The following is a 25495-nucleotide window of genomic DNA, read 5'->3' as shown; positions in this document are numbered from 1 at the left end:
CAGTTGTAAATTGCAACCTTTACCCCGCCTGCATCCGGCGGCGGATGTCGAGCAGGCGCCCGATCTGCTGCACCGCTTCCGGCACATGGTCGAGCGCGTCGATCACCTGCAGCAGATAGGCGACCCCGGCAAAGATGCCGCCAGCGCTGGCATCCGGCAGGCCGGCAAGCCGCCATAGCACCAGCAGCACCGCGCCCAGCGTGATCGTCTCGGCCAGCGACCAGCTCGCGGCATCGGCATTGGACAGGCGGATGCGCCAGCGCGCGATGCGGCCGAAATGGCGCTTGAGCGGGCGCGCGGCTGCGTGCGCGATGACATCGACCTGCTGTTCCTGCTGGTCGTTGATCGCGCGGTTGAGCCTTAGCGCGCGCCGCGCCAGCCACAGGTTGATCGCCGCCACCGGTAGCAGCAGCGCGGCGACGATGCCGCCCGAGACCCAATCGACATGGGTAATCAGCACCACGCCGCCGATCAGGCTGATGGCAACCGCGCCGAGCCGGGGCACATCGCTTTCGAAGAATTGCACATAGTCGCGCGCCATCTCTACCCGCGCCGCGACTTCCCCTGTCGGCTGCCCGGCCCCGCGCTGCGCGTGCGCCATGTCGACCGCGAGCCCGGCATACAGCGGTGCGAACAGCCGCGTGTCATAGAGTTGACGGGCCGCCGCGAGCAGGATGTGGCCGAACCACAGCGCGGCCAGAGCCAGCAGATCGGTCGGGCGGTCTGCAAGCAGGCCATTGATGCCGAAGCCGATCGCCAGCGGGTAGAGCAGCTCGAGGATATTCTCGGCTGCGGTCAGCGCATAGGTGAAGCCGATGCGCCAGCGCGCGCAGCCGATGTGCGCGGTGGCGAAATTGCTGCTATCCTCCAGACAGGCGGCGCGCGCAGGGGCGGTTGCCATGGGTGGTCTCGGGTTGCGTTGCTGTCGCGGCGGCACTGATTGCGGGAGGCCACCTGCCCGACCTTGCATGGACGGGTTCGGCCGCGAGGGGAGGGCGGTTACAACAGATAGTCACTGTCCGTCAGCAGCGGGAGCAAGCGCTACGCTACGCGCTGACGGTGTGTTCGATTGTCCCGAGTGCCTGCATCAGGCGTGGGGCGACGAAATCGAGAAATGCGCGGCGCTTGAGAGGTTGAATGGCCTGCGGCTGGTGCACCAACGAGACAGTGACCGGATCAGAGTCCCACGCCCGCAGCAACGGTTTCAATCTGCCGTCGGCGATAGCGTCGGCTGCCTGGTAGGACATCAGCCGCGCCAGCCCCACTCCAGCCGATGCAGCCTCTACCGCCGCGTCGGCCGTATTGACCGAAAAGCGCGGACGGATGAGTATGGCTTGACCGTTGGCCGCGCTCCCGATCGGCCAGCTGCGATATGGTTGCAGGCCTTCAAAAGCGATGCAGTGATGATCGGCCAGGTCGGCCGGTTCCGCAGGCGAACCATGATGGCGCAGATAATCGGGGCTGGCGCAGATAAGCCAACGCACCGTACCGACCTGCTTGGCGATCAGTTGGCTATCCGGCAGTCGCCCGATCCTCACCGCGACATCGACATGCGCTTCGACCAGGTCGATCACGCCGTCGGACAGCACCAGACGAACCGAAACCTTGGGGTATGCGGCGAGGAAGGCGTGCACGATCGGCGCAACGTGTAGCTTACCAAACATGATCGGCGCGGTGACGATCAATTCGCCGCGCGGTTCGCGATATTCGCCGCTCGCGGCGCGCTCCGCATCGTGCAGATCGTCAAGCAGGCGGCGCGCGACAGCGATATAGGCCTCACCCACTTCGGTCAGCACCAGCCGGCGACTGGTCCGCACCAGAAGCTGCGCGCCGAGATGCGCCTCCAGATCGGAAATCCGGCGGCTGACCGTCGGCAAGGGCATGGTCAGCGCCCGTGATGCCGCCGACAGGCTGCCGCCATCGACCGCCGCCAGCAATGTCCGCATCGCCTCGAACCGGTCCATGTATCATTCCACATTATGGAAGGTTGACTATCGAAAATAGCGTCTGCTGCGGAAAATTGGAAGCGCCTATCTGCACTGCACGGCCAACACGGCCGCACCAGAAAGGTCCCCACCATGACTCGTCTCACCATCCCCGCCACCATCGCTGATGCCCCCGAAGCATCGCGTCCGCTGCTCGAGGCCGTTGTCAAGCAACTGGGCAGCGCGCCCAACATGTTCCGCGCCATCGCCACCAGCCCGCACGCGCTCGACGGCTATCTCGGCCTCTCCGGCGCGCTCGCCAAGGGCAGCCTGCCCGCCGCCACCCGCGAGCGGATCGCGCTCGCCGTCGCTGAAATCAACGGCTGCGACTATTGCCTGTCGGCGCACACCTATCTCGGTCGCAATCTCGCCAAGCTCGACGATGCGGAAATCACCGCCAACCGCAATGGTGCTTCCAATGACCCCAAGGCCGATGCGGCTGTCCGCTTCGCGGCCAAGGTTGCCAAGGATCGCGGCCATGTCACCGATGCCGATGTCGCCGCGGTGAAACTGGCTGGCTACAGCGACGCGCAATTGATCGAGATTGTCCAGCATGTCGCGCTCAACAGCTGGACCAACTTCTTCAACTCGGTGTTCCAGACCGCCATCGACTTCCCTGTCGTCGAGGCCCGCAAGGCCGCCTGACCCGTAGGCAGACGATGGACTGGCGGGCGCCGTCCTCCCCTCTTTCTCAGCGGCGCCGGCCCCTTTCTCCTCTCCCCAGACTCAAGGACATTCCCAATGACCCTCCACAAATTCGCCACCATCAACGGCCGCCAGATATTCTATCGCGAAGCCGGCGACCCGGCGCTGCCGACCATCATCCTGCTGCACGGCTTCCCGACCAGCAGCTTCATGTTCCGCACCCTCATTCCGCTGCTCGCCGATCGCTTCCACGTCATCGCGCCCGACTATGTCGGCTTCGGTCAGTCGGAGGCGCCCTCGGCCCAGGATTTCGACTATAGCTTCGAAAACCTGACCGACCATGTCGCAGGCCTGATCGATCAGCTGGGGCTGACCTCCTACATCCTTTACATGCAGGATTTCGGCGGCCCGATCGGCTTCCGCCTGTTCACCCGAAATCCGCAGGCGGTGACCGGCTTCGTTATCCAGAACACCAATGCCTACATGGCCGGTGTCGGTGAAATGCCGGCACAGATCTTCCTGCCTCTGTGGGACAAGCGCGATGAGGCGAGCGAGGCCGGCGCCCGCGCCTTCCTCGCTGCTGAAACCACCAAGTTCCAGTATCAGGTCGGTGCCCGGAACGTCGAAGCGATCAGCCCCGACAACTGGACCCACGATCAGGCCCTGCTCGACCGCCCCGGCCATGATGCGGCGCATCTTGACCTGCTCGAAAACTACAAGACCAACGTCGCCGCTTATGACAGCTGGCATGCGGCCTTCCGTCAGTATCAGCCCAGGACGCTGATCGTGTGGGGCAAGAACGATCCCTTCTTCGTGCCCGCTGGTGCCGAGGCGTTCCTGACGGACCTGCCGCAGGCTTGGCTGGTCTGGCTCGACGCAGGCCACTTCGTTCTCGACGAAAATGCCGCAACAGTCGCTGCCGAGATCAAGGCCAGCTTCGCCGGATAATCGTGGTTACGGTGACAGGTGCGTTATTCCCCGTCACCGTAATTCACCGTAGTTCCGCTCCCCCTTCAACCTGCCATGATCGCCTTGAACTCGTCGACCGCTTTGTGCAGCGCCGCTGACGTGGCGGCTATGGTGGCGCGCTGGTCCGCGGTGGCGTTGTATTTCTGTTCTAGCTGCGTGTTCAGCTGGGCGACATAACTGTTGCGCCACTGCGTGCCGTTAGCGATCAGCGGCGCGGGGTCGGTGCTGGCGTTGCAGCCGGTCGGCATGTCCTGATACCAGACGGTGGTGCTGCTCATCGAATAGGTGTGGCCACCGAAGCCGTTCGGAACAGCGCTCGATTGCTGCGGGAAATTGTTCAGCGCGGGATCGAGAATATAGACATAATTATAGTCGGTATAGGTCATCCCGGTGCGCGAGGCCGTGCCATAGCTGTAGGTGCCGTAGGTCGGCTGGCCGATGCCGTCGAGCCGGTCGGCGAAGGCTTGGTTGATGGTCGCCAGCGTCGAATCGATAAAGGCGAGATAATCGCTGGCGACGTTGATGATGTAATTCATCTGCTCGGCCTTGAAGGTCGTCGCGTCGGTGAGGAACAGCAATTTGGTGCGTTCGAAAGTAAGGTGCAGTGTCGCGCCGAACAGGAAGGCGGGCAGCGCGATGACCGCGTAGGGCGGGTCCGACGTGTAGGTGCCGTTCTGCAAGTTGGAGATCGCCTGCAGCAGTGGCGAGCTGGGGTCGCAGGCGTTGAAGACATAGTCGCTCCACGCGCCCTTGGCGTTCTCGAACGCGGCATGATCATCGGCAGGGGGCTGGGTGCCGTCCGCTGGGCGCATCGCATCGGACAGCCATTGGCTAAAGGTGACGATAGTCGTCAGGTCTGTGACGACATGGTCGTTGGCCAGATCCTGCTCGACCAGCTGGTTGATTTCCTCGGGCAGCGGACTGCGGTCGTCGCCGCCGAACAGCAGCTCAAGCAGCCCGAGCGCGGCAGCGACGACCTCGCCTTCGGGGCCGACGGCGGTGAGCAACCCTTCGGCGAGTGACAGTCCCGCCTGGGCAGCGGACAAGCTGCCTCCATCGTCAGCGCCCAGCGAAAGAGGGGGCGGCGCGACAGCGTCCGCAGCACAAGCGGATGATGCCACGATCAGCGGCGGGGCTGCGGCATGCTTCAGCACCCCGGTCGCCGCATCGACACGGATCGTTGCAGCGACCACTGTCAGCCCGCCCAGATCGGTGCTGCGGACATAGACCGGCGATCCGACGGGTGCGGTGCCGAAGCCGTCCGAAAGCAGCGTGACGGATTCGGCGGTGGTTAGTTCTCCATCAAGCAGAGGGTAGAGCGTGCGCATCGCGTCGATGAACAACTGCTCGCGCTCAAGCAGGGCGGCACGCCCTGAAGGTGCCATGGCGGCAAGCCCGGCCTCGCGATTGACCAGCGGTACATCCCGCCCGGTCCGCGCCACCACCTGCTCGGCCAGCACCGCTGCGGACCAATGCCCGTAGAGCAGATCACCCTGCGCGCCCCTGACTTCGGCCAAATAGCGCCGCGCATAATCCTCGCCCGTATGGAACAGAAGCTGGTAGCCACCTTGAGGCTGTGCAGTATCGCTATTGGTCATGTCCTGCCCCTCCGCAACCGGGCGGTGTTGCGATCACGCTGCTGCGTCAGCAGGTGAGCCGTTCCGGCAGCGGCAGTTGAACAGCAAAGCGCCGCAGGCACAATGGCTGATCGGCCGCAGTATGTATTTACTGCGCAATTACCCCGAACAGATCATGCTCGTCGGCATCCTCGATCACCACATCGACGATATCGCCCGGCTTCAGCGCCGCCGACACATCGCGCAGATAGACATGGCCATCGATTTCGGGTGCATCCGCCTGTGACCGGCCGGTCGCACCGATGCTGCCGTCTTCCTCGTCCGGCTCGCCCACTTCGTCGATGATCACCGGCAGCGTGCGGCCGACTTTGGCGGCGAGTTTCGCCGCGCTGATCGCGGCGGTCTTTTCCATGATGCGCTGGAAGCGTTCTTCCTTGACCGCCTCCGGCACAGGATCGGGCAGGGCGTTGGCGGCAGCGCCTTCGACCGGCTCGAAGCGGAAGGCGCCGACGCGGTCGAGCTGGGCTTCGTCGAGCCAGTCGAGCAGATACTGGAAATCGGCCTCGGTCTCGCCGGGAAAGCCGACGACGAAGCTCGAGCGGATGGCGATGTCCGGGCAGATGGCCCGCCATTCGCGCAGCCGCTCCAGCACTTTCGCCTCATTGGCGGGACGGCGCATGCGCTTGAGCACGCCGGGCGCGGCATGCTGGAACGGGATGTCGAGGTAGGGGGTGAGCAGCCCTTCGGCCATCAGCGGGATCACCTCGCTGACATGTGGATAGGGATAGACATAGTGGAGACGCACCCACGGCGCGCGGCCCTGCGCGGTCCTGAGGCCGCCGAGTTCGCGTGCCAGATCGGTCATGTGCGTGCGGACCTCACGATCCTTCCAGTTGCGCGGTTCGTGTCGCACATCGACGCCATAGGCCGAGGTGTCCTGGCTGATCACCAGCAGCTCCTGCGTACCCGCCGCGACCAGTTTTTCCGCTTCGCGCAACACCGCGTCGATGCGGCGGCTGGCCAGCTTTCCGCGCAAGCTGGGGATGATGCAGAAGGCGCAGGCATGGTTGCAGCCTTCGGAAATCTTGAGATAGCTGTAGTGGCGCGGGGTGAGTTTGAGACCCGCGTCGTCATAGGCCTGCGGGATCAGATCGAGATAGGGGCTCTGGCCCGGCGGTGCAGCCGCATGCACCGCGTTGACCACATCCTCATATTGATGCGCGCCGGTGACCGCGAGCACATCCGGGAAGCGCGCGCGGATAACGTCCGCTTCATTGCCCATGCAGCCGGTGACGATGACCCGGCCATTCTCGGCGATGGCCTCGCCGATCGCCTCGAGGCTCTCTTCCTTGGCGCTGTCGAGAAAGCCGCAGGTGTTGACCAGCACCACATCCGCGCCGGCATAGTCCGCCGACATGGCATAGCCATCGGCGCGCAGCCGGGTGAGGATGCGTTCGCTGTCGACCAGCGCCTTTGGGCAGCCAAGGCTGACCATGCCGACCTTGCGCGGCTCGGGGAGGGTGATGGTATCGCTCATGGATGCGCGGGCGCTTAGCGCGGTTTGTCCTGCTTGTCACCTCGATGCCGGTCCTCCATGCTCGGCCCGCAGAATGGCACTTCGGGTGGAGACAAGGGATGCGCAGAGCAACGGGCCTGGCCCTGACGATGGCCTTTGCGCTGCTCGGGCCGTCGGTCGCCTGCGCGCAGACACCATTCCGCTCGACCGTGCCGACACAGCGCATCGATTACTGGCAGCAGCGTCAAGCGGACATCGAAGCGCAACTGGCCGACCCTGCCGACCTGTCTCCGGTGCGGTTGCTGTTCCTTGGCGATTCGATCACCGATTTCTGGATGCTGGGCGACAATCCCTGGATGCCGGGCAAGCGCTGTGGCCGTGCGGTGTGGGACGAGAGTTTCGGTGAGGCTACGCCAGCCAATCGCGCGATCAACCTCGGCATTTCGGGAGACCGGCTGGAGCATGTGCTGTTCAGGCTGCGGCCGCGTGCCGAAGGCGGACTCGGCCAGCTCGACCGTGCCGATCTGTCGCCCGAATTCGTAGTGCTGATGATCGGCATCAACAATAGCTGGGATGCAGAAGCGCCCGCTGCCTACAGCATCTTTGCCGGCATCCGCGAGGTCGTGCGCAGCGTGCATGCGCGCAAACCCGATGCGGTGATCGTGCTGCAATCGCTTTTGCCGACGCAGGAAGTCGATCGCGATCGCGATGTCGTCCGGCCGGTCAATGCGCGCATCGCGGCTCTGGCCGCTGACCCCGAATTCTCGACCTACGTGCGTCACCTCGATCTCTATCCGGCGTTCACCGACGCGGGCGGCGTACAGCGCAGCGAGCTGTTCAACGACGGTCTGCATCCCAGCGAGGCTGGCTATCGGGTGTGGCGCGACCGGCTGGTACCGTTCCTGGACCGATTGCGGCGGGATCGGGCGCGCTAGCCGTGACGCCTACCGCCCGGCCCCCCGCACGATCTCGACGATCATGTCGCCTGCTTCGATCGCCGCGCTCTCCTCATCCCACATGCCATGCGGCCGCCCGCCGCGATAGAGGCGGACGCCGATGCCGGTGGCGATGTCCCTGAGCGGCTTGCCGATGTCGGCGGGGGTCGCCTCGCGCTCCTGCAACGATACCCGCCCGTCGACCGACGCCAGATCGGCGATATAGTCGGCGACATGCGCGCCGTGGGTCGACCCCGCGAGCAGCAGGCCAGTGAAGCTGACCGGGTTGATGACGGTGCTGGCCCCGGCAGCATGAGCGATCGATTCATTGTCCGAATTGCGGATGACGACACTGATCGGCACGCTCTTGCTCAAGGCGCGCGCCGTCAGCACCATCAGGATCGAGCTGTCGTCGCGCCCGGCCGAAACCAGCACCGCGCGCGCGGAATCGATGCGCGCATCGAGCAATATCTGGTCGCGGGTCGCGTCGCCCAGCATGACGTTGCAGCCGATCGCTTCCGCCTCGGCCAGCGCCTCGCCATCGCAGTCGATGACGACGATGGCGCTGCAGTCGCAGCCGCGCAGCATCAACTCCTGCACCGCCTGGCGGTTGGACACGCCATAGCCGCAGACGATGGTGTGACCGGTCAGTTGTTGCTGGATACGGCGCATCTGCCAGCGCTCCCATGTGCGTTTGAAGACGAAATCATAAGCGGTGCCGAGGAAGATCAGCACCACGAAAATGCGGATCGGCGTCACGATCAGCGCATCGAACATCCGCGCTTCGGTGGTGACGGGCACGATGTCGCCATAGCCGGTGGTCGAAATCGAGATGGAGGTGAAATAGACGATGTCGAGAAAGCTGACATGCCCGTCATGATTGTCCTTCAGCCCGGCGCGGTCGAACCAGTGGACGGCGATGGCCAGCCCGATCAGCAGGATGACGGCCAGGATCCGCCACAGCAGTTGCTGCCATTCGGGCGTCTGCGACTTGCGGCGAAGGACCTGATGGCGTTCGGGAACGGGGCGGCTCACGCACCGACAGTCGGGTGGCGGGACGCGCCTGTCAACCGGGCTCGGCCAAAGCTGACTGCCCATGCGAACGGCGCGTTGACAGCCATCCGGCCCATGTCTAGGGACTTCGGCGCGCGGAGACGTGGGTGAGTGGCTGAAACCAACGGTTTGCTAAACCGTCGTGCTGGGAATCCGGCACCGAGGGTTCGAATCCCTCCGTCTCCGCCAACAGCCGCTTTCTGGCTGTTTCTTCCCGCTTCAAAATCACACAAAAACAGCGCCTTAGGGCGCTCTCTGTGTTTCCCGCTATTGCATTCCGAGACGATCCGTTGCAATGTCGTGTGGGTAAGGATGTGGGGAAGGAAAAATGGGCAATCTCACCGCCAACATGCTCCGGGGATCGCTTGAGCCGGGGCGCCATCACGACGGCGATGGGCTGTTCCTGAACGTCACCCCGACCGGTGCCCGTTCATGGATCTGCCGAGTCCAGAAAAATGGCCGCCGCAGGGATATCGGACTCGGCAGCGCGAAGAAAGTGAGTCTCGCGCAGGCCCGGCAGCGGTCAGCCGAAGTCCGCTCGCAGGTAGAGGCAGGAATCGACCCCGTGCTTCAGCGGAAGAAGGCCGAAGGCATCCCGACCTTCCGGGAGGCTGCCGCCGCCGTCTATGCTGAGAACAAAAAGAGCTGGAAGAACAAGAAGCACCGGGGTCAGTGGCTGACATCGCTTCAGACCTACGCTTTTCCGAAGATTGGCGACGTCGCTGTCAGCGACATCGAGAGTTCGCACGTCCGCGATGTGCTGATCGCAATATGGCTCGAAAAGAACGAGACCGCGCGTCGGGTGCGTCAGCGGATAGGGATGGTGATCGATTGGGCGATCGCGAAGAACTATCGCGCGCACCCCTTGCCGATGAATGCGATCAATAAATCGCTTCCAAAAGTGCGCAATCGCCAGAATCACCTCGCGGCCTTGCACTATTCCAAGGTGGCAGCTTTCGTCGGGAAACTGCGCGAACGCGAGAGCATCGGGCGCCTCGCTTTCGAGTTCCTGATCCTAACAGCGGCCCGCTCCGGCGAGGTGCGCGGAGCGCTCTGGTCGGAGATCGATCTCACGGAGCGCACGTGGACGATCCCTGCCGAACGCATGAAAGCCGACGTGGAACACATCGTGCCCTTGTCCGACGCCGCGCTGGACGTGTTAAAGCGAGCGCGCGTTCACAAGCAAGATGGCAATGACCTTGTGTTTCCAGGCACCCGCCATGGCAAACCAATGTCTGACATGACCTTGACGAAGATCTGCCGCGACGCCGAGATCGACGCTGTCCCGCACGGTTTCCGCAGCAGCTTTCGTGACTGGGTATCGGAAGAGACCGATTTTGACCGCGACGTTGCCGAGATGGCTCTGGCGCACACAATAGCGAACCCGGTTGAAGCGGCTTATCGGCGCGGAAAACTCTTGCAAAAGCGGCGCAAGCTGATGAATCTTTGGGCTGATTATTGCGCTGTAACGAGGACCTGAAGCAGGAGGGGCCTGTGGATCAGTCATCAATGGCCACGTTCGATTTGAGGACTGGCGAGGAGCGCTTCCCCACGCTCTGGTCCGCTCTCCTGCAAGAGCACGGAGAAGATCCCCAGAAGCCCCCGGAAGCGGTGTTCGGCATCGCATTTCTTGAGCGGCTCGACCCGGAGCAAGGCGAGTGGACGTGGCTCTATGTGGGCAAGTGGGCCAGTGCTGGTCTGTCGGTAGTAGGTGCCGCGCTCACGATTTTGACGATGATCGGAGACGGCAATCCCGTCTCGTGGCTCTGTCTGGCGGCCCTGAGTGGTGCGGCCGCGTGGGAATGTGACCGGCGGCTGCGCAAACCGAGCCACCGGGAGCTTCAGGCACGCCTACGGACGTCTGAGCAGCATAAGTGGTTCGTCCGCCTCGAAACCTGCCGGGCAAAGTTCGAAGCGGGCAAAAGCAGCGCCATGCGCCAGCGTGGTGACGGCGCGTCCGTCATCGCTAGGCAAGAATTTGCAGGATTGAACGGCCTGCGATTGATCGTCCGCAGCGGGGCGATTGACGCCCGTGCGAAGGCGCAGGAATTGTTCGTCGAGGTGCCGAGGGCGGTCTTGAACGAGCGGGTGAAATCTCGAGACACCGCCCCCGCGCCGATGCCACAGCCTCACGCTGACGAGCATGACTTGGGCCTCGGCATTGTCCCTGTTTCACCGGTTCGCGAAACTGATCACCCCTTTACCGGCATCGCGGAAGGCGCATTCACCAGAGCTCTGAATACGTACCTCGAGGCCGCGCCAAAATCACTGAGCGAGAAGGACCAGTTCCGCTATGTGAACATGGAAACCTGGAAAATCGTTCAGAGGGATCCTTGCCTCCAGACCGGTCAGATCGCCGCCAGGGTCAGGGAAGATGCCGAGAAGCGCGGTCGTCACATAGACTACACCGACGACGTGCTCGGGAAAATCGTCGGCAGGTCAGCCAGTGGCACCTATGGAGCGTTCAAAGCCTTCCTGATCAAGCAGGGTCTGGTCCGCTAGGTCACATGCTCCGCACGATCCTCGGATCATAGATCCACTTGCGCACCTTGCGGGCGTTGATTGCCGCGATGTCGGGATGGCGCGGGTTGATCAGCACATTGCTCTCCTCGGGCACGATCACCGAGGGGACGCGCAGCAGCAGACTGGTCGCAGCTCTGGCCCAGCGGGTGCCATAGTCAGATGATGTGCGGCTCGCCGGTTCGGCGTCCCACCCCACCGGCGCGGTCGTGTGGTCGATCTCTTCCGCCGCGTTCCAGACATCATCCGGGATGACGATCTCGACGAGATAGCGGTTGAGCGGCAGGCCGCCCGAGTTGAGGTGCACGATGGTCTCAAGCGCGGCGAGCGCGCGGTTTGTCGAGGTGTAGACCAGCGGCGCGCCCTTGTCGTTCCAGCGCCCGCCGGTGATTTCCGCTCCCTTGCCGCTGAGATCGTCCGCTTCGTAGTCCTTTGTGTCAGTCGCGATCCGCCAGACCGATACGCTCACGCATAGGCTCCGCTCTGGATGCGGGCGAGCGCCTCGGCGACCATGGCCTGACCCTCCATAGTATCGAGCAGAGCCATCGGCGGGGTCCCGCCAAGCGCGGGCAACGGCTCACGCAGCCAGCGCGACAGCCATTCGGGCGCATCAAAGCCCTTGGGATCGCCAGACTCCGCCACGATCGCCTCGACCTGCCCGATCAGCCGCGCAACGCCGAGCAGGCGCTCACTTTCATCACTGGCGAGCTGCTCGCTCTGGGTGATCTTGCGATTGACCGTCGCGGTCTTCAGCCCGAGCGCCTGATAGAACACCTTCTGCTCGACCCCGAGCGCCTGCACCAGCCGCTTGGCCTCGATGGCGGGAACGCCTTGCCGGATCATCGCAATCCGCGCCTGCGGTGACGCGGCGAAGAGCTCGCGATAGCCGCCGCCTGCCTTGGGCTTTGCAAGTATGCTGCCGCGCGAGGTTCCAGCCTTGGGACGCGCTGTTCTGACGTTGTCGCTATAGGTCGCAGAGGTGGCCATGGTTGCTCCTTTGAGCATTCAGATAGCGCATTTGAGCGCAGAATTCAATGTGCGGACATCACCTAAATGCTGCCCCATGAGCCCCGTCTGAATTCCCAGAAATTCTGAGGAATCCCCAGAAACGGCTTCGTCCACCCCCCGCCCTGTGAAAGCCTCTGCACGCATTGCGACGTGGAGGAACGGCGATGGAACGCGAGGAAACAAGCACTCTGATGACCACGGACGATCTCGTCCGGCACCTGCGGATGAGCAGGGTCACAATCTGGCGCAAGCGGGCGGCGGGGGGCTTCCCCAAGCCTTGTGCGCTTGGCGGACAGTTGCGCTGGAAGCGGCGCGACATCGACGACTGGGTAGCAAAGCTCCCGACGCGTGACCCTGTCGCTCCGCTGCCGCCAAGCCCGCGCGATTTCGGGAGGCTCCTGTGATGACCGAGCCAGTCGCCCGGTTGCCGCTTTTCAGCGTCCCGACGCATTCGATCGTCTTGATCGGGAACGTCGCTTCACTCACGGTTATCTGTGATCGTCAGATCGCCTGCCCGGCTGACTGCCGTGGTGGAATCTTGCGGATCGGTGATGTGTCGGTCACGCTCAGCTGCACCCATGCGCAGAACCTGGCCGAAAGGATCCGTGAGGCCATCGATGCGACCGTTCTGGGGACGCTCCCCCTGCCCGTGAAGCCGACAATCCAATGAGCGGGCCTCGCAGTACAGGGGTCTGGCCTCGTGGCAGTATGTTGCGGCGTAACAGCCGCCTTGGCCCCCACGGGAAATCCAGACGCTCCCAAGACCCCCAAAGACCAACTTCACATGACTTGGGTGAGCTAAGCGAATTGCACGCACCACGCTACTGGCTAGCTGCCCCGAGGGTAGCAAAAAGTCCCGGAATTCTGCGGTTCTACGGCCTAGGTAGAGCTCTAGGTTACCCACAAAAGCTCTGCGGTTTGCGGCAGCGGCGTAGAGCTTGCGCCCACTTCCCTCGTAGAAGCCGGGATTTCCGCCATCTCTCGCCTATTTCAGTGATCTGGGAGCGCGTGCGGTGGCACAGGTAAATGTCGCCTACGAGGACCGGTTGCTCGCCCACCTCGACGCGGTCGCGGAAGGTCGCGGCCTGTCTCGTCCCGACTTGCTGCGCGCCATTGCAGAGGAAGCCGTGCGAGCCGGTGAACAAGGCAGGGCGATGTTCGAGCCGCCGAAGCTGCCGATCGACCCGGGCACAGCCGTAACCCTCGCCTTGAAAGTTGAGCAAATCAGCATCGACCTCGACCGCATCCTGCGCGCAGCGGAACGGCGTGAGAAGAGGCTGGTGGAAGCTTTCAGCGCGACCGACGAAGCGAACCGGGAGGCCATGAACAGGCTCGGCGAAATGCTGGCAGCCCGGTTCGCGCAAGGCGCAACGCCCTTTTCAGAGTTGTTGGATGGGCATCTGGAAGCGGTCGAAGACCTGTACAAACAGGTCATGTCGGCGGCAATCTCGCCGGATTGGATCGCCGGGTTCAACGCAAGGCTCGACGTCATCGAAGCCGCTGCGAAGGCGCCGCGCACCGTCAACAGATATGAGATTGCACCAGATTGGCGCATGCCTGCCTGGCAACTCTGCGTCGGCGCCATCACTGCGCTTTTCGCGGCAGCCGTTGTCATCACAACGCTCGGGCGTCTCACCCCAGATGCCTGGATCGCCAATCCGATGGCCCGCGCCATGTATGGCAGCGCTGATCAGGCCATGTGCGAACTCTGGAAGGCCAAGCATGGTGCCAAAGCCTGCCCTGTGCTCGTGCCCATGATGGACAAACCGAAGCCATGATGTCGCTCGGACCCGTCGCTTCTGCTGGCGCCGCCGAATACTACGCCTCGGACAATTATTATTCGCTGGATAATGGCACCGAACAGAGCCTTTGGCAGGGCAGCGGCGCGCAGGCGTTGGGCCTTGAGGGCAAGGTTGAAACCGCCACCTTCGAGCGCATTCTGGAAGGCAAATTGCCTGACGGCAGTGAAATCAATGCCAGTCGCGGCGAGCACCGCGCCGGACTCGACCTGACCTTCAGCGCGCCAAAATCGGTCAGCCTCGTCGCGCTCGTCGGCAAGGATCACCGGGTGGTGGAAGCGCTTCGGGCATCCGTCGCCCAGACGCTCGTGTGGGCGGAAAAGAACCTCGCGCAGGCCCGCGTCTGGCGGGACGGTCGGCAGGTGACCGAAAACACCGGCAACCTTCTCGTCGCCACCTTCACCCATGACGTCAGCCGCCAACTGGACCCGCAACTGCACGTCCACGCGGTGGTGGCCGGTGCAACGCTGGCCAGCGACGGAAAGTGGCATGCGCTCAAGAATGACGGAATCTATCAGCATCAGCGCACCCTCGGTGCCGTGCACAACGCCTATCTGCGAGAGGGCTTGGAGAAACTCGGCTACGAACTCGTGCCGGGCAACAATCCCGTGTTGGGAGAGTTCGAGATCGCAGGCATCTCGCGCGCCCAGATCGAGGCCTTCTCCGAGCGCCGCGCGCAGATCCTCGCCGCGCTGGATAAGGATGGCCGTTCGTCCCCGCGAGAGCGGGAAATTGCCGCTCTGGCGACGCGGCGGGACAAGGAACCCGCGATGGATCGTGAAGAGCGCGGAAAGGTGTGGGCGGAGAAGGCGGCGCAGGTGGGGCTCAATCTGCAGCCCATCATTGCGGCGGCGATGGAGCGGTCGGCGCGCGGAGAAACGTTCTGGTCGCGGATAGTTGAGGGGGTTCGCGGCATCCATGCAAAAGGGCTGGAGGTGGCCGCGGCAATGGGACTGACCCCGCGTTCCAGGGATGCGCTGGTGCCGGACCGCAAGGGGGCCCTGGCTCCGCAGGCCTTCGCGGCGGCGCAAGCCGTGGCCTCTGCCGTCCGCGATCTCGGCGAGAACGAAGCCGGGTTCAGCCGCCTCGATCTTGTGCGCGCAGCCCTCGAGCGCCGCGGGCCGATCAATGCCGATGTCGTGGAAGCGCGCATCGCGCAATTGCAGGATAAAGGCCTGCTGCTCGGCAATGACCGGATGGTGACGCCCGCCAGTATGTTGGCACTGGAGCAACGCGCCGCGCATGAGGTTGCGGCAGGGCGTGGAGCGGTTGGAGCATTCGCCGACCGACCGACTGCAGCATTGCGTGCTCAACAAGCGGCGGCTAACCTCGGCATGCGGCCGCTCAACACCGGCCAGCTGCGCGCCGCTGTTGACGTTCTTGCGACCAATGACCGGGTCCATCTGGTGCAAGGCGGGGCTGGCACAGGCAAATCGGCGGCGCTGGTACCGGTCGCGGCGCTCCTGCGCGAAGAGGGCAAACAGGTGCATGCGCTGGCGATCGCCACCCGCACGGCGCGTGATTTCGGCGAAAAGCTTGGCGTCGAAGGCAAATCGGTCGCCGCATTCCTCGCACGGCACCGTCCGGTGCTGGATGGCACCGCCAGTCCGGAGCAAGCCGCGAACACGGCAAGGGAGCTGCGCGGCGCTTGGATCATGGTCGACGAAACCTCGCTGGTCGGCACCGAGCAATTCGAAAAGCTGGTCCGCCTCGCCAATCTGGCCGGAGCCGAGCGGCTGGTGATGATCGGCGACACGAAGCAATTGCAAGCCATTGCGGCTGGCAAGCCCTTCGAACAGGCGCAGGAGCGCGGCACTCCGACCTCGCCCGTTACCGAAAACCTTCGCGCTGCCTCACCTCAGATGAAGGAAGTTGCGGCGGCGCTCGAACGCGAAGATCTGCCAGGCGCCTTCGCCGCCCTCAAGGATCGCACGCTCGAACTGCCGCGCCTTGAAGGTGTTGAAACCGCTGCAGCGATCTGGGTCAGCCGGTCACCGGAGGAGCGCGGGCAGACGCTACTTCTCACCTTGAGCCGCGCTATGCGCAGTGCGCTCAACACCGCGGCTCAGGAACAGCGCGCCGACAAAGGCGAGCTGGGCAAGCAGGCGCATGTGCAGACTGTCCTCGATCGGGTGACGATCACCAAGGAAGGTGCCCGCCAGATGCGGGCCTACCGTGAGGGGCATATCGTCACCTTCAACAGCCACCTGCGCTCCCAGAATATTGCACGAGGCGAGCGCGGCCGCGTGGTGGGCCATGATGGCGAGCAGGTCAGGCTCGAGATGCAGGATGGCCGGGTGCAGATTTTCACCCCGGGCCGTCTACCCCATAACCTGCGGCACGATGCCGTGTCGGTCTTTGCCGAAAAGCGCATTGCACTGCACGCGGGCGATCCGATCCGCTGGACGACCAATGATCATGCGCGCGGCCTCGCCAATAGTGATGTGGCCAAGGTCGAAAGCGTCGGCCAACACGGCATTACCGTATCCACCAAGGGTGGTGAGGCGATCGACCTCAAGCACGGCGACCCGATGCTGGAGCGGCTCGACCTCGCCTACGCGGTCAACGCCCATATCGCGCAGGGCATGACCGCGAAGGACGGCATCATGGTGCTGAGCGAGAGCGAGCGGCTGCTGAACAGCACGCGCTCCTTCCTCGTCGCAGCGACGCGGTTCACAGGCGACGCCGTCCTGATCGTCGATGATGCGCACAAGATCGAGCGCGATGTGGCGCGCAACCCCGGCGACAAGACCAGCGCCATCGAGATTGCGCGCGGGCAAGCGGTTGAGAACGAACCGGATAAGCGCGATCCCGCTATGACGGACGAGCTGCGGCGACTTGGTGCTGCGCTCGGGCCCGAATTTGTTTGGGCGGTCCTGACCAACAAGGAGCGCGAACTCACGCTGGAAAAAGGTCTGGACCGCAGCGAACCCGGGCGCGGATCGGGCGGGCGCGAGTTGGACCGCGAGCGCGATATGGAGCGTGGGCGGTGAGGATGTCTTTCCTATGATCCCACATGCTTTGAGCAGCAGGAACGCGGACCATTCCCGTGCCTGCCCGCACCCTTCTTGCTTCGAGAGGCTAGCTTAGCTATATATTTAGCCAAGGAGTTACCCCATGGCTCAGTTCTCGGTTCACGAGGCCAAGACAAACCTGTCACGCCTGATCGCCGATGCTCTCGCTGGCGGTGAAGTCGTGATCGCGCGGGGCAATGTGCCTGCTGTGCGTCTGGTGCCGGTGAATCCGCGCGGTAAGCGCCGCTTCGGCGCGCTCAAGGGCAAGATCACGATCGATACCCGGTTCGATGAGCCGCTGCCCGACGATGAGCTTGAAGGGTGGGGCCTCGCTTGAGGCTTCTGCTCGATACCCATGCGCTGATCTGGTGGCTGGCGGGTGACGAAGCTCTCAGCCGCCGCGCCCAGGATGCCATCGCCGATGAGGCCAACGAGATCATCATCAGCGCCGCCTCGGCGATGGAGATCGCCACCAAATTCCGGATCGGCAAACTGCCCGGCGCGGCGGTGCTGGCGCAGGATTTTGAAGCGATTATCGCAGAGCAGGGCTTCGGCGAACTGCCAATCAGCGTCCACCACGCGAAGCGCGCTGGTGAGATGAACATCGCCCACAAGGACCCGTTCGACCGCCTGCTGATCGCTCAGGCGCAGGCCGAAGACCTGGTCCTGGTATCGAATGAGGCGCTGTTTGACGGGTTTGCGATCAAGCGGCTGTGGTGACTTCCGCACTAGGATCTGGCCCTTATTGGCTTGGCCGGGTGCGGGGCGGTGAACGCCACGCTCAGGTCTTCTGCAGCTTGGTTCGTGTTAGCTGCGGCACTATATTGAGCGTGAAGTAGCGGAGCATTGCGATGTCGATCCAAGCCTATGCAGAGAATGGCACCTTTGCCCCGCGGGAGATTGCCGCAACGCTGCGCACCACCAGCGATGAACTCGCCCGCACGCTCGGCCTCGGCAAAGACGCCATCCAGCGCAAGGACCGGATCACCTCGCCCCGCACCCAGCGCCGCATCCGCCACATGGTCGAGGTGCTTGGCAAGGTCGAGCCCCGCCTCGGCTCGCCCCTTCTGGCCTATGCCTGGTACCGCTCGGAACCGCTGCCGGGCTTCTCCGGCCAGACGGCAATGCATCTGGTCCAGAGCAACCGGGCGGGCGAGGTGTTGATCTATATCGACGCGATCGACGCTGGTATTCACGCCTAGCATCCAGCCATCGGGTTTGATGATCGTCTGTGAACACCAAGGCAGTTTGATGTAGGCAAAACCTTGTTCCATGATCATCAATCGCAGCACGCGGATCGCCCACCTGCCTATGATGAGCTACTGGGCTGCTGCGCGAATTAGTTCCAGCATCGGGACGCGCGCCGGCAACGTTTGTCTTTTCCGAACTGCTCAACACTGCCTAAGGGCGGGAGGTTTTTTTGACTGCCAGCGCTGATCCGGAAATCTTGCCAATCTGGCAGATATCGCCATTCTTGGCTGCGAAAGGAGAATGCGCCATGCCAGCGGCTCCAAGCGAACACCCTAGGATTCCCATAACCCGATTTCACAGCGACATTGAGGAGTGCCTCAAGCTTGCAAAGACGCAGCCCGTGATCCTGACCAGCCACGGCCGCGAGCAGTATGTGATCGCAGATCGCGACTATTTCCGCCATCTTGAACGGGCGGCGCACAAGATGATCACGGCGCAAATGGATATCGAAGCAGTCGCCTCATTCAACGTGACCGTCGCTGACAAAAAGGCTTTCGCCCATGCACGGCCTTCTATCAGCGAACTTGCGAAAGACCGCTGGGAAGACTGAGAGTCTTCTTCGACATACTCACAGCTTTCACCGAGTTTGAGAACGACTTATCCGGGTCCACACCCGAGAAGGGGCGAAGATCGCTCCGAATAGGGACGAGCGTATGCATCTGGTGAAGACCGCGGTGTGATGCTGGTCGGCGCGTAGACCGGGTCAGGCGGCGATGGCTGTGGTGCGCGGCGCCCAGTTCCACGGCAGGAGCTTGTCGAGCTTGGTTGCCGGGTGATCGGCGATGCGGGCGAGGACATCGGCGAGCCAGGCCTGCGGATCGATATCGTTGAGCTTCGCGGTCTGGATCAGGGTGTAGATGATCGCACCGCGCTGCCCGCCGCGGTCGGAGCCGCAGAACAGCCACGCCTTGCGGCCGAGCGGGATGCAGCGGAGCGCGCGCTCGGCGGCATTGTTGGTGAGGCAGATCCGGCCATCGTCGAGGAAGCGTGTGAACGCGTCAGCGTCTCCACCTCCTCATCCTGCAGATAGTTCTTGGCGATCCGCTCACGCGTCCTGCTTCTCCGAACGGGTGCTATCGGCGTGCATTTCCGGAACGTGCAAATCTGCAATGGCGTCCAGCACCCTGCATATCGTCGCCGCGCCCTGAGGCGTCTGGTCCCAGATCCGACGCAGGCTGGCATTCGCCTTCGCCCACTCTGGATCCATCCGCGAGGATTCCCCCATTTTCGGCACCTTGACCCCCAGAACGCGGCACACCTGCACCACATTGGCGCTGACGGTCTTGAAGTTCCCGGAGCAGATGCGCCCGACCTGGCTCGGATGCACGGACGCGAGCCGCCCGATCTCGGCATTGCTGCGCCCGCTGGCCGAATACCTGTCCGCAATTCTCCTCTGGAGCGAACTTAACTGCTTGCTTGTTGGCTTCATGCAAATTAGCATGATTAAAGTGATGCAAATTTGCAAGGAGTGATCGATGGACGAGATCCGATTTTATCGGGCTAGCGAGAAGCCCTTCGGCGCCTTCAGCAATCTCTACCGCCGCGAAATAGAGTTTGAGGGCGAGCTCTACCCGACGAGCGAGCACGCCTATCAGGCCGGGAAAGCACGGAAGGCCGAGGTCAAGAAGTGGCTTATGGAGGCTCCGTCGCCTTCGCTCCTAGCGATGGCGGCCCATGGCCTATACTACTGGGACGTCGCCCCCGGCTGGTCGACGAGCAAGTTCGACCGCATGCGGGCGGTGCTGCGCGCCAAGTTCACCCAGCACGCGGACCTGCGCGACCTTCTCCTCTCGACCGGCGATGCGCAGCTCATCGAGACGGCCACGGTTGACAACGAGGTCAACCGCCTCTGGGGGGAGGTCAACGGCGTCGGGCGCAACATGCTGGGCGTAATGCTGATGGAACTTCGCGCGGAACTGCGCAACGCGGCTCCGGGATTCGACGCCTACCTCGTGGTAGCCGCGTGATCCCCTGACAACGGCCTCGCACTGGCGCCGAGTATCCCGCGGACGTATTCGGCGCCTCGTGTCCTGAACAGCCCGCGCGCACCGGCGTAGGCGCAGTTCTCCGCTGCTAGCCGCTGCCCGGCCACGATGCCTCCAAGGAGCGCCCCGGCCGTGAGCCGCGCCGTACCGAAGCCGTTCGCGAGCACCCAGTCGATCACTCCGACGCTGACCATGTCGCCTGAACCGCAGGTGTCCAGAACCTCCGGTGCGTCGATCGCGTCGCACCAGATCGTCTGCTCGCCATCCCGCACCTCGAGGCCATCGGATCCGTGGGTGACGATCATGATGCAGTTGTAGACACGGTCCGCAAGCCGTCCGCCTAGGCGATCCTCCGAGAACTTGAGGATCGTCGCGATCCGAAGCGCCTCGTCGAACAAATCATCGTACTCGATGTCCGAAGGTTCGAAGAATACCACCGCGCCGGCCGCTCCCGCCGTCCTCATGGCCACCAGTATGCTCTCCGACAGCCGGTCCGCATAGAAGACGGCACATTGGGCGAGCATCGATTTGGCCAACGAGACTTCCTCGACACCGATGGGCTCGTACCGCGGGAAATCCTCGCTCGTCTCCGGGCATACGAAGCTGAAGTCATGCTGGCCCAGGTCGGTGTCCAGCGTCTGCGCCAGGACCGGCGAGCGCAGATCGGCGCGACGCCTAATGAAGTCCGTGATGGCACCGGCCTCCATAAACTCATCTACGAGCCGCCCGCCCTCATCGTCGTCGCCCAGCAGCAGGACGGGTGCGACCTGGCGGTGGAGCATGGCGAGCGAAAGCAGGACGTTGCCGCAGGATCCCCCCAACGCCTCACCGGCGAAGTCCCCATCTGCGTAGACCCGGTCGAGCACCGTGAAACCGGTTCCGGCGACGTCGATCCGATTCTCGTTCAAATATTTCGCAGCGCTCATGTTCACTTTTTGTACTCGTTTGGTGTCACCTGTCGAGACCCAGTGACGCGAGGTCGAGGCGAATCCCCCCAGCGTCCGATGCTACCAGACTCCTCAGGATTCGGAGAAGGGCTTCGGGGCCGACGGGATGGAAGCCGAACATGGACCAGCAACCGTCCGCCGCAGCGCAAACGTCCCCTACGCTGATGCCGAATGAATGGGATAGCAATGCGTGGTCGTTGCCCGGCCGGGAGCCGCTATCCCCGAAGCACAGCACCTCGGCATCCGCCGGCATGCCGTTCCTGAGCTCCCGAACCACAGCGAGCTTTGACGAAGACGCCGGCACGATGTCGTAGCTGTGGCCGGAACCGGTCACGCGGACCCTGCCGTCGGCGAACGCCGGGCAGTCGCGCAGATCGGCGGCGAAGCGATAGGGGTGCCGCAGGCGATCCATATCAACGGTGATCTGGATGGCGCGATGCTTGAAGCGGTGCTCCGCAAAAAGGTCGCCGCGTTCCTCCAGCCAGCCCGCCGTCGCCGCAATCGCATCGTCGGCTGACGCCGGGTCGGCATCAATGTCCACGTGAGCCGCGCGCAAATGTCCGCCGTTGTAGTATCCGATTGGCACGGCGGTCAGCATCTCCTGTGGGAGGGCCTTCCGCAGCTCCTCGCCGGCGGAGCCGCCCCTGCCGGTCGCAAAGCCGATGCGCAAACCTAGACCATGAAGACGGACGAGCTCCTCCACTATCTGAGGGTCCGGAGGTCCGTAGCGGCCGTCCGTCGTCACGACGGTGCCGTCGTAGTCCATGACTATGCCACCGATACTGGCGTCCGCTAGGGCCCTCAGGCGCGCATCGCCCACCATATGGAGGGGATCGCCGCCGCCGTCCCAGCTGTCCGCCTTCGCCATGGCCGCCCGCTTGTGGCGGACATTCGCGGGCAAAGTCTCAGCCAGTTCCACAAGCGACCGGCTCTCATAGATCGGACGACCGAACTCACCAATCCCTGGCTTCCCCGGATCAATCCCGACGGAGTTGCCGATCGCCTCGACAAGCCCGAGGCCATCGATGACCGCAATGACGTTCTCGAGCCGGCCGCAGGCGCCATAATCCATAGCGATCCGCCTCAGTGACAGTGGGAGCAGTCCGTCGATGGCCGACCAAGCGCCAGCGCTGTCACCTCCGGTCAACGCCACCAGTACCGTCTCATTGCCCCGATGGTGCAGCCAGCCGTGCCGACCATGCGCGAAGTTCCGAAAGTCAGTACTCTGCACATGGCATAGGCACGCTTCCCAGATGGACGTGTCGAGGAGCACCGAAGCAGCGGCCAGCCGCGTATCGGAGACAACCACCACGGTGTCACCGCGCCGGACGCCCGAGAGGGCGGCAAAGCGTGAGTCCCTCAACCCGGCATCCCGCATTTCGACAAGATGCGCAGCCACGACGTCCAGCAGCGCCGATGCGCCTGTGGGTTCGCCCGAGACTAGGTCGCACGAGAGCAGCAGCCCCACCATCATGGCGAGGATGGAATGAGTGGCGAGGTAGCCGTCCTTGCGATCCGAGACCGGCACCAGATGGATAGTGCCTCCCGATCTTCGGATAAGATCGGCCGCGGCGCCGTCCGTGCTTCGCGTGACCAGGTGCACTGCGCTCGCCTTCCGGTCGAAGGCGGCGCGGCAGGCCGCGACTGCGTCCGGATTGTCGCCGCCGGCGCTGAACAGCCATACATCGCTTCCGGTGAGCGCGCTCTCGTCCAGGACCGCACCCATGGGGGTCTGGACCGTCGTGGGCCCCAAGCCCAGCGTCTCCCTGCAGCGAGCAAGATATTCGACGGCGATCGCGGAGCCGCCGGAGCCGATCGCCACCGCATGCCGCCTCCCGCCACCCGCGAGCGCGTTCGCCATCCCGCTCGCGTCAAACGACCTGAGCTCGTCGAGTGTGCCGGGAAGCGAGTCCAACTTCTCGCTGAAGACCGGAGTGATCATGACTTCGCTGTCGACTTGTCGAAACTCGCGTAGAGCGGCCCCGAGAGGATCAGATGGACAGTCATGTCCGGAGGATCGCCCGGTGCCGGCCCCGCGTCCTCGAATAGATAGCTCTCCGTCTCGAGGTAGTGGACCGCCATGTCATGCTCGATTGCCGCCATCAGCGCTCCCGCAGCGAGAACCTTGCTGCCGACCGGTGAGAGGACCATTCGAGGTTCGTAGGTCCCCTTCATGGTGCGATCGAAGCGCGTCTTGAGCGTGGACAGGGTCCGATAGCAGTCGAGCGGGTTGCGTTCCGATGCGTAGACCACGTCCCTCGGGTCCACCGCCCATTCGTTCACGAGCTCGGTCTGGTACTCGGCGAGCAGATCGTCGGCCCGGCGCGGGTTGCGCGCTGGAAAGGGAAGCAGCGGGCATATCTTGTAGCGCCTCGGGATGTTCGCCCCGATCTGGGTGAGTGCGAGCCCGCGCCCCTTGGCGAGTTGGGGTATCCAGACCTGCGCTAGTCCCTGCCCCTCGGCCTCGATAGCGGGCGAGAAGCCCCTAACGGACCCCGGCCTGCTGGACGGTACGTTGGATATGCGGTCGTCCATCTCGGGGTTCGAGACGATCATGAGGTGGAACGCGCGATGGCTTGTCGCCTCGCAATCCTCGAGCAGCATGCGCGCCGCGGGAAAGCCAACGCCGATCGAGAGGGCACTGAGGTCTAGGATCACGTCGGTGACCGCGTCGGGCACGGGATGCTGACTCAGCCGCGCCGCGATGCGGGCTCCGCCCACCGGCGCTCCATCGTCGGCGAACACGTCGATCCTGACGAACTCGCTGTCCGGCACGATCACCTTCAGCGCCGCCTCGTTCTCGTCCGCTCTGGTGACGAGCGCATCGGAGGCCCCATGCCTCTCCTCGCGGATGTAAAAAGCAGAGAGGCGATCCCCGAGCGTAGTCGCAAGCATTCGTGATATGCGCTGGGACCGCGGATCGAAACCGGCGGCCGCCACGAGCAGCACGCGACGATCAGGATCCGAGAAGTAGTCGGCGACGAATCCGTCAACGTCATCGTCAAAGTTGGTGATGCAGTTCTCCCAATGCCTACGCATCGATCAGGCCCGACGCTCTGCGGAGGTAATCCAGCTTCTGAGGCAGGAAACCTCCCCTATTGAAGGTGAGCCCATACACGAGAGCGACCGTGCCGGTCACCTCGATGAGCGCCCATAGCTTGCTCCCCTGGCCGTAGTTGCGCTCAATCGTGATCGCGCCGTTGGCGATGGCATACTTGAGTACGCTTGCCAGCTCGTCCTCCTGCGAGAGGCTCTCCATCTCTTCCTCGGTGATGGCAACCGCGTTTGCACCCGCGCCAAGCGGCGCGTTCGGCAGGAGGGATTCCTCGCGGCAGTCCCGACCGATCGCATCGACGAGGTCACGAACGCGCTGGGCATGGGGAAACGACCAAGCGTCCATGATCGATTTCGCCTTCGTGATCAGGATCGACTGCTGTTCCCGCGCTGGGAGAGCGAGGGCATTGTTCCTGATCGCTCTCGTCTCCACATTCGCGACGAGATCTCCGGCGAACTGCAAGAAGACCTCAGCGTTCTCGTTGCTTGCATCGCAGACGTCGTCGATCCCGTAGTGGAGGGGCCGGCCGAATTCGTGATGGAGATGGAGTCGGGCACCGTGGGCGACATCCGAGTCGGCCTTCAGGGGAGTCTTCGGCTCGGGATCCATGTCCTCGAAAAGGGAGGGCGTAGACCGGGCGATGCGGACGGCGTAGCGATGGAGCAGTATCCGCTTCATCGCAAGCGCCACCTCGGGACCGTCGTCATAGGATTTCGTGCGCCTTATGTAGTCCTCCACGATCGCGTCGATCTCCTTGCGGCGGCTGGGACCGATCTTCAGCTTGTTCTGGTCCTTCGCCACGCGGTCCTCCAGCTCCCTGAGCTGGCCCAGCGTCATGCTGGGCGGTTGGCCGGGGACGAGACGATCAATGTCCGTGGCGTTGCGGTTCCGCAGACCCTCGACCATCGGTAGGTAGCGCTTGGCCATGTCCCGCGCCATCGTTCGAAACTGCTTGCGCGAATTGTCCTTCTTCTCGGCGCCGTCGCCCTGCATCCGGATGTCGCGGAAGTCTCGACCAGTCGCACGATTGTGGGTCGGTTGCCTGGCGGGCGAGCGCATGACCATTCCCGGGCTGAGAGCGTCGAGCCGCATCATCATCCAACGACCGAACTTCATCTCGCGGTGGGACAGCATGCCGAACATCGCCTCGAGCTGGTCGTTGTCCCCCGTCAGCACCAATGGCACAGATTTGAGGTTGTGATTTAAGGAGGGTTGGGGCTTCGTCGTAGTGACGAA

The 25495-nt window shown here is 63.6% G+C and carries 25 protein-coding genes, 1 tRNA gene and 2 pseudogenes; 15 read left to right on the top strand and 13 right to left on the bottom strand.

Features of this window, described 5'->3' with window-relative positions; all coding sequences use genetic code 11:
- Positions 1-19: 19 nt before the first annotated feature.
- A complete protein-coding gene (locus AC0QC4_RS15520; protein ID WP_483660898.1) occupies positions 20-901 on the bottom strand; it encodes an ABC transporter six-transmembrane domain-containing protein in 882 nt (293 codons plus the stop codon).
- 145 nt (positions 902-1046) lie between these two features.
- Entirely contained in the window at positions 1047-1964 is a 918-nt protein-coding gene (locus tag AC0QC4_RS15515) for a LysR family transcriptional regulator (RefSeq protein WP_483660896.1), read from the bottom strand.
- 114 nt (positions 1965-2078) lie between these two features.
- Here AC0QC4_RS15515 and AC0QC4_RS15510 point away from each other — a divergent pair, with 114 nt between their 5' ends.
- Positions 2079-2630, top strand: a complete 552-nt coding sequence (locus AC0QC4_RS15510; protein ID WP_483660894.1) for a carboxymuconolactone decarboxylase family protein — start codon at positions 2079-2081, stop codon at positions 2628-2630.
- Positions 2631-2726: 96 nt separating this feature from the next.
- On the top strand, positions 2727-3578 hold the full coding sequence (locus AC0QC4_RS15505) for an alpha/beta fold hydrolase (protein WP_483660892.1): 852 nt from the start codon (positions 2727-2729) through the stop codon (positions 3576-3578).
- 65 nt (positions 3579-3643) lie between these two features.
- Here the strand turns inward: AC0QC4_RS15505 and AC0QC4_RS15500 are convergent, their stop codons facing one another.
- Together AC0QC4_RS15500 and rimO are read right to left on the bottom strand one after the other, a co-directional pair.
- Complete coding sequence (locus AC0QC4_RS15500; protein WP_483660890.1) at positions 3644-5197, bottom strand: hypothetical protein; 1554 nt, start codon at positions 5195-5197, stop codon at positions 3644-3646.
- Between the two features lie 127 nt (positions 5198-5324).
- Entirely contained in the window at positions 5325-6713 is a 1389-nt protein-coding gene (gene rimO / locus AC0QC4_RS15495; RefSeq protein WP_483660888.1) for a 30S ribosomal protein S12 methylthiotransferase RimO, read from the bottom strand.
- 98 nt (positions 6714-6811) lie between these two features.
- On the opposite strand from rimO, the gene AC0QC4_RS15490 reads away from it, so the two are divergent.
- Entirely contained in the window at positions 6812-7627 is an 816-nt protein-coding gene (locus AC0QC4_RS15490) for a GDSL-type esterase/lipase family protein (RefSeq protein ID WP_483660886.1), read from the top strand.
- A gap of 9 nt (positions 7628-7636) precedes the next feature.
- Here AC0QC4_RS15490 and AC0QC4_RS15485 read toward each other — a convergent pair whose 3' ends face one another.
- Entirely contained in the window at positions 7637-8662 is a 1026-nt protein-coding gene (locus tag AC0QC4_RS15485; RefSeq protein ID WP_483660884.1) for a potassium channel family protein, read from the bottom strand.
- A 115-nt stretch (positions 8663-8777) separates the two neighbouring features.
- Here AC0QC4_RS15485 and AC0QC4_RS15480 point away from each other — a divergent pair.
- From AC0QC4_RS15480 to AC0QC4_RS15470, 3 genes are all read left to right on the top strand, one after another.
- A tRNA-Ser gene (locus tag AC0QC4_RS15480) sits at positions 8778-8869 on the top strand.
- Between the two features lie 139 nt (positions 8870-9008).
- The gene (locus AC0QC4_RS15475) at positions 9009-10160 is read left to right on the top strand and encodes a tyrosine-type recombinase/integrase (RefSeq protein ID WP_483660883.1); all 1152 of its coding nucleotides are present in this window, start codon (positions 9009-9011) and stop codon (positions 10158-10160) included.
- 29 nt (positions 10161-10189) lie between these two features.
- Positions 10190-11182, top strand: a complete 993-nt coding sequence (locus AC0QC4_RS15470; protein ID WP_483660881.1) for a hypothetical protein — start codon at positions 10190-10192, stop codon at positions 11180-11182.
- Position 11183: 1 nt separating this feature from the next.
- On the opposite strand, the gene AC0QC4_RS15465 is transcribed toward AC0QC4_RS15470, so the two are convergent.
- On the bottom strand, positions 11184-11669 hold the full coding sequence (locus AC0QC4_RS15465) for an RES family NAD+ phosphorylase (RefSeq protein WP_483660878.1): 486 nt from the start codon (positions 11667-11669) through the stop codon (positions 11184-11186).
- Positions 11666-12187 (bottom strand): type II RES/Xre toxin-antitoxin system antitoxin, encoded by a 522-nt coding sequence (parS, locus tag AC0QC4_RS15460; protein ID WP_483660875.1) that lies wholly within the window; start codon positions 12185-12187, stop codon positions 11666-11668. The genes AC0QC4_RS15465 and parS overlap by 4 nt, the downstream gene beginning before the upstream one ends.
- A 185-nt stretch (positions 12188-12372) precedes the next feature.
- Here parS and AC0QC4_RS15455 point away from each other — a divergent pair, with 185 nt between their 5' ends.
- The 8 genes from AC0QC4_RS15455 to AC0QC4_RS15420 all read left to right on the top strand — a co-directional run bounded on the left by AC0QC4_RS15455 (position 12373) and on the right by AC0QC4_RS15420 (position 18822).
- Positions 12373-12612, top strand: a complete 240-nt coding sequence (locus AC0QC4_RS15455) for a helix-turn-helix transcriptional regulator (RefSeq protein ID WP_483660874.1) — start codon at positions 12373-12375, stop codon at positions 12610-12612.
- The gene (locus AC0QC4_RS15450) at positions 12612-12878 is read left to right on the top strand and encodes a hypothetical protein (protein WP_483660872.1); all 267 of its coding nucleotides are present in this window, start codon (positions 12612-12614) and stop codon (positions 12876-12878) included. Before AC0QC4_RS15455 ends, AC0QC4_RS15450 begins: the two co-directional genes overlap by 1 nt.
- Positions 12879-13221: 343 nt before the next feature.
- Positions 13222-13986, top strand: a complete 765-nt coding sequence (locus AC0QC4_RS15445; RefSeq protein ID WP_483660870.1) for a hypothetical protein — start codon at positions 13222-13224, stop codon at positions 13984-13986.
- Positions 13983-17000, top strand: a complete 3018-nt coding sequence (gene mobF, locus AC0QC4_RS15440) for a MobF family relaxase (protein WP_483660868.1) — start codon at positions 13983-13985, stop codon at positions 16998-17000. The genes AC0QC4_RS15445 and mobF overlap by 4 nt, the downstream gene beginning before the upstream one ends.
- A gap of 124 nt (positions 17001-17124) precedes the next feature.
- A complete protein-coding gene (locus AC0QC4_RS15435; protein ID WP_483660865.1) occupies positions 17125-17358 on the top strand; it encodes a type II toxin-antitoxin system Phd/YefM family antitoxin in 234 nt (77 codons plus the stop codon).
- On the top strand, positions 17355-17741 hold the full coding sequence (locus AC0QC4_RS15430) for a type II toxin-antitoxin system VapC family toxin (protein ID WP_483660863.1): 387 nt from the start codon (positions 17355-17357) through the stop codon (positions 17739-17741). The genes AC0QC4_RS15435 and AC0QC4_RS15430 overlap by 4 nt, the downstream gene beginning before the upstream one ends.
- 131 nt (positions 17742-17872) lie before the next feature.
- Positions 17873-18223 (top strand): hypothetical protein, encoded by a 351-nt coding sequence (locus AC0QC4_RS15425; protein ID WP_483660860.1) that lies wholly within the window; start codon positions 17873-17875, stop codon positions 18221-18223.
- 389 nt (positions 18224-18612) lie between these two features.
- Complete coding sequence (locus tag AC0QC4_RS15420; RefSeq protein ID WP_483660858.1) at positions 18613-18822, top strand: hypothetical protein; 210 nt, start codon at positions 18613-18615, stop codon at positions 18820-18822.
- 153 nt (positions 18823-18975) lie between these two features.
- Here AC0QC4_RS15420 and AC0QC4_RS15415 read toward each other — a convergent pair.
- Both AC0QC4_RS15415 and AC0QC4_RS15410 read right to left on the bottom strand, forming a co-directional pair.
- Positions 18976-19272: pseudogene (locus AC0QC4_RS15415) on the bottom strand (transposase domain-containing protein); the annotation flags it as partial.
- Between the two features lie 45 nt (positions 19273-19317).
- Positions 19318-19701, bottom strand: a complete 384-nt coding sequence (locus AC0QC4_RS15410; RefSeq protein WP_292632805.1) for a hypothetical protein — start codon at positions 19699-19701, stop codon at positions 19318-19320.
- Positions 19702-19747: 46 nt separating this feature from the next.
- Here AC0QC4_RS15410 and AC0QC4_RS15405 point away from each other — a divergent pair, with 46 nt between their 5' ends.
- Entirely contained in the window at positions 19748-20239 is a 492-nt protein-coding gene (locus AC0QC4_RS15405; RefSeq protein ID WP_483660856.1) for an NADAR family protein, read from the top strand.
- On the opposite strand, the gene AC0QC4_RS15400 is transcribed toward AC0QC4_RS15405, so the two are convergent.
- From AC0QC4_RS15400 to AC0QC4_RS15385, 4 genes and pseudogenes are all read right to left on the bottom strand, one after another.
- Positions 20218-21183, bottom strand: coding sequence for a PfkB family carbohydrate kinase (locus tag AC0QC4_RS15400; protein ID WP_483660854.1), 966 nt, complete (start codon positions 21181-21183; stop codon positions 20218-20220). The genes AC0QC4_RS15405 and AC0QC4_RS15400 overlap by 22 nt on opposite strands.
- A 25-nt stretch (positions 21184-21208) precedes the next feature.
- Positions 21209-23146 carry a hypothetical protein gene (locus AC0QC4_RS15395; protein ID WP_483660851.1) on the bottom strand — a complete coding sequence of 646 codons (1938 nt, stop codon included), beginning with the start codon at positions 23144-23146 and terminating at the stop codon, positions 21209-21211.
- The gene (locus AC0QC4_RS15390; protein WP_483660850.1) at positions 23143-24243 is read right to left on the bottom strand and encodes a hypothetical protein; all 1101 of its coding nucleotides are present in this window, start codon (positions 24241-24243) and stop codon (positions 23143-23145) included. The genes AC0QC4_RS15395 and AC0QC4_RS15390 overlap by 4 nt, the downstream gene beginning before the upstream one ends.
- Positions 24236-25495: pseudogene (locus AC0QC4_RS15385) on the bottom strand (hypothetical protein); the annotation flags it as partial. The gene AC0QC4_RS15390 and the pseudogene AC0QC4_RS15385, both read right to left, overlap by 8 nt.

This window comes from Sphingomonas sp. jy18, from assembly GCF_056931895.1.
The sequence above is the reverse complement of the archived record's forward strand: the minus strand, read 5'-3'. Positions and strand labels throughout refer to the sequence as shown.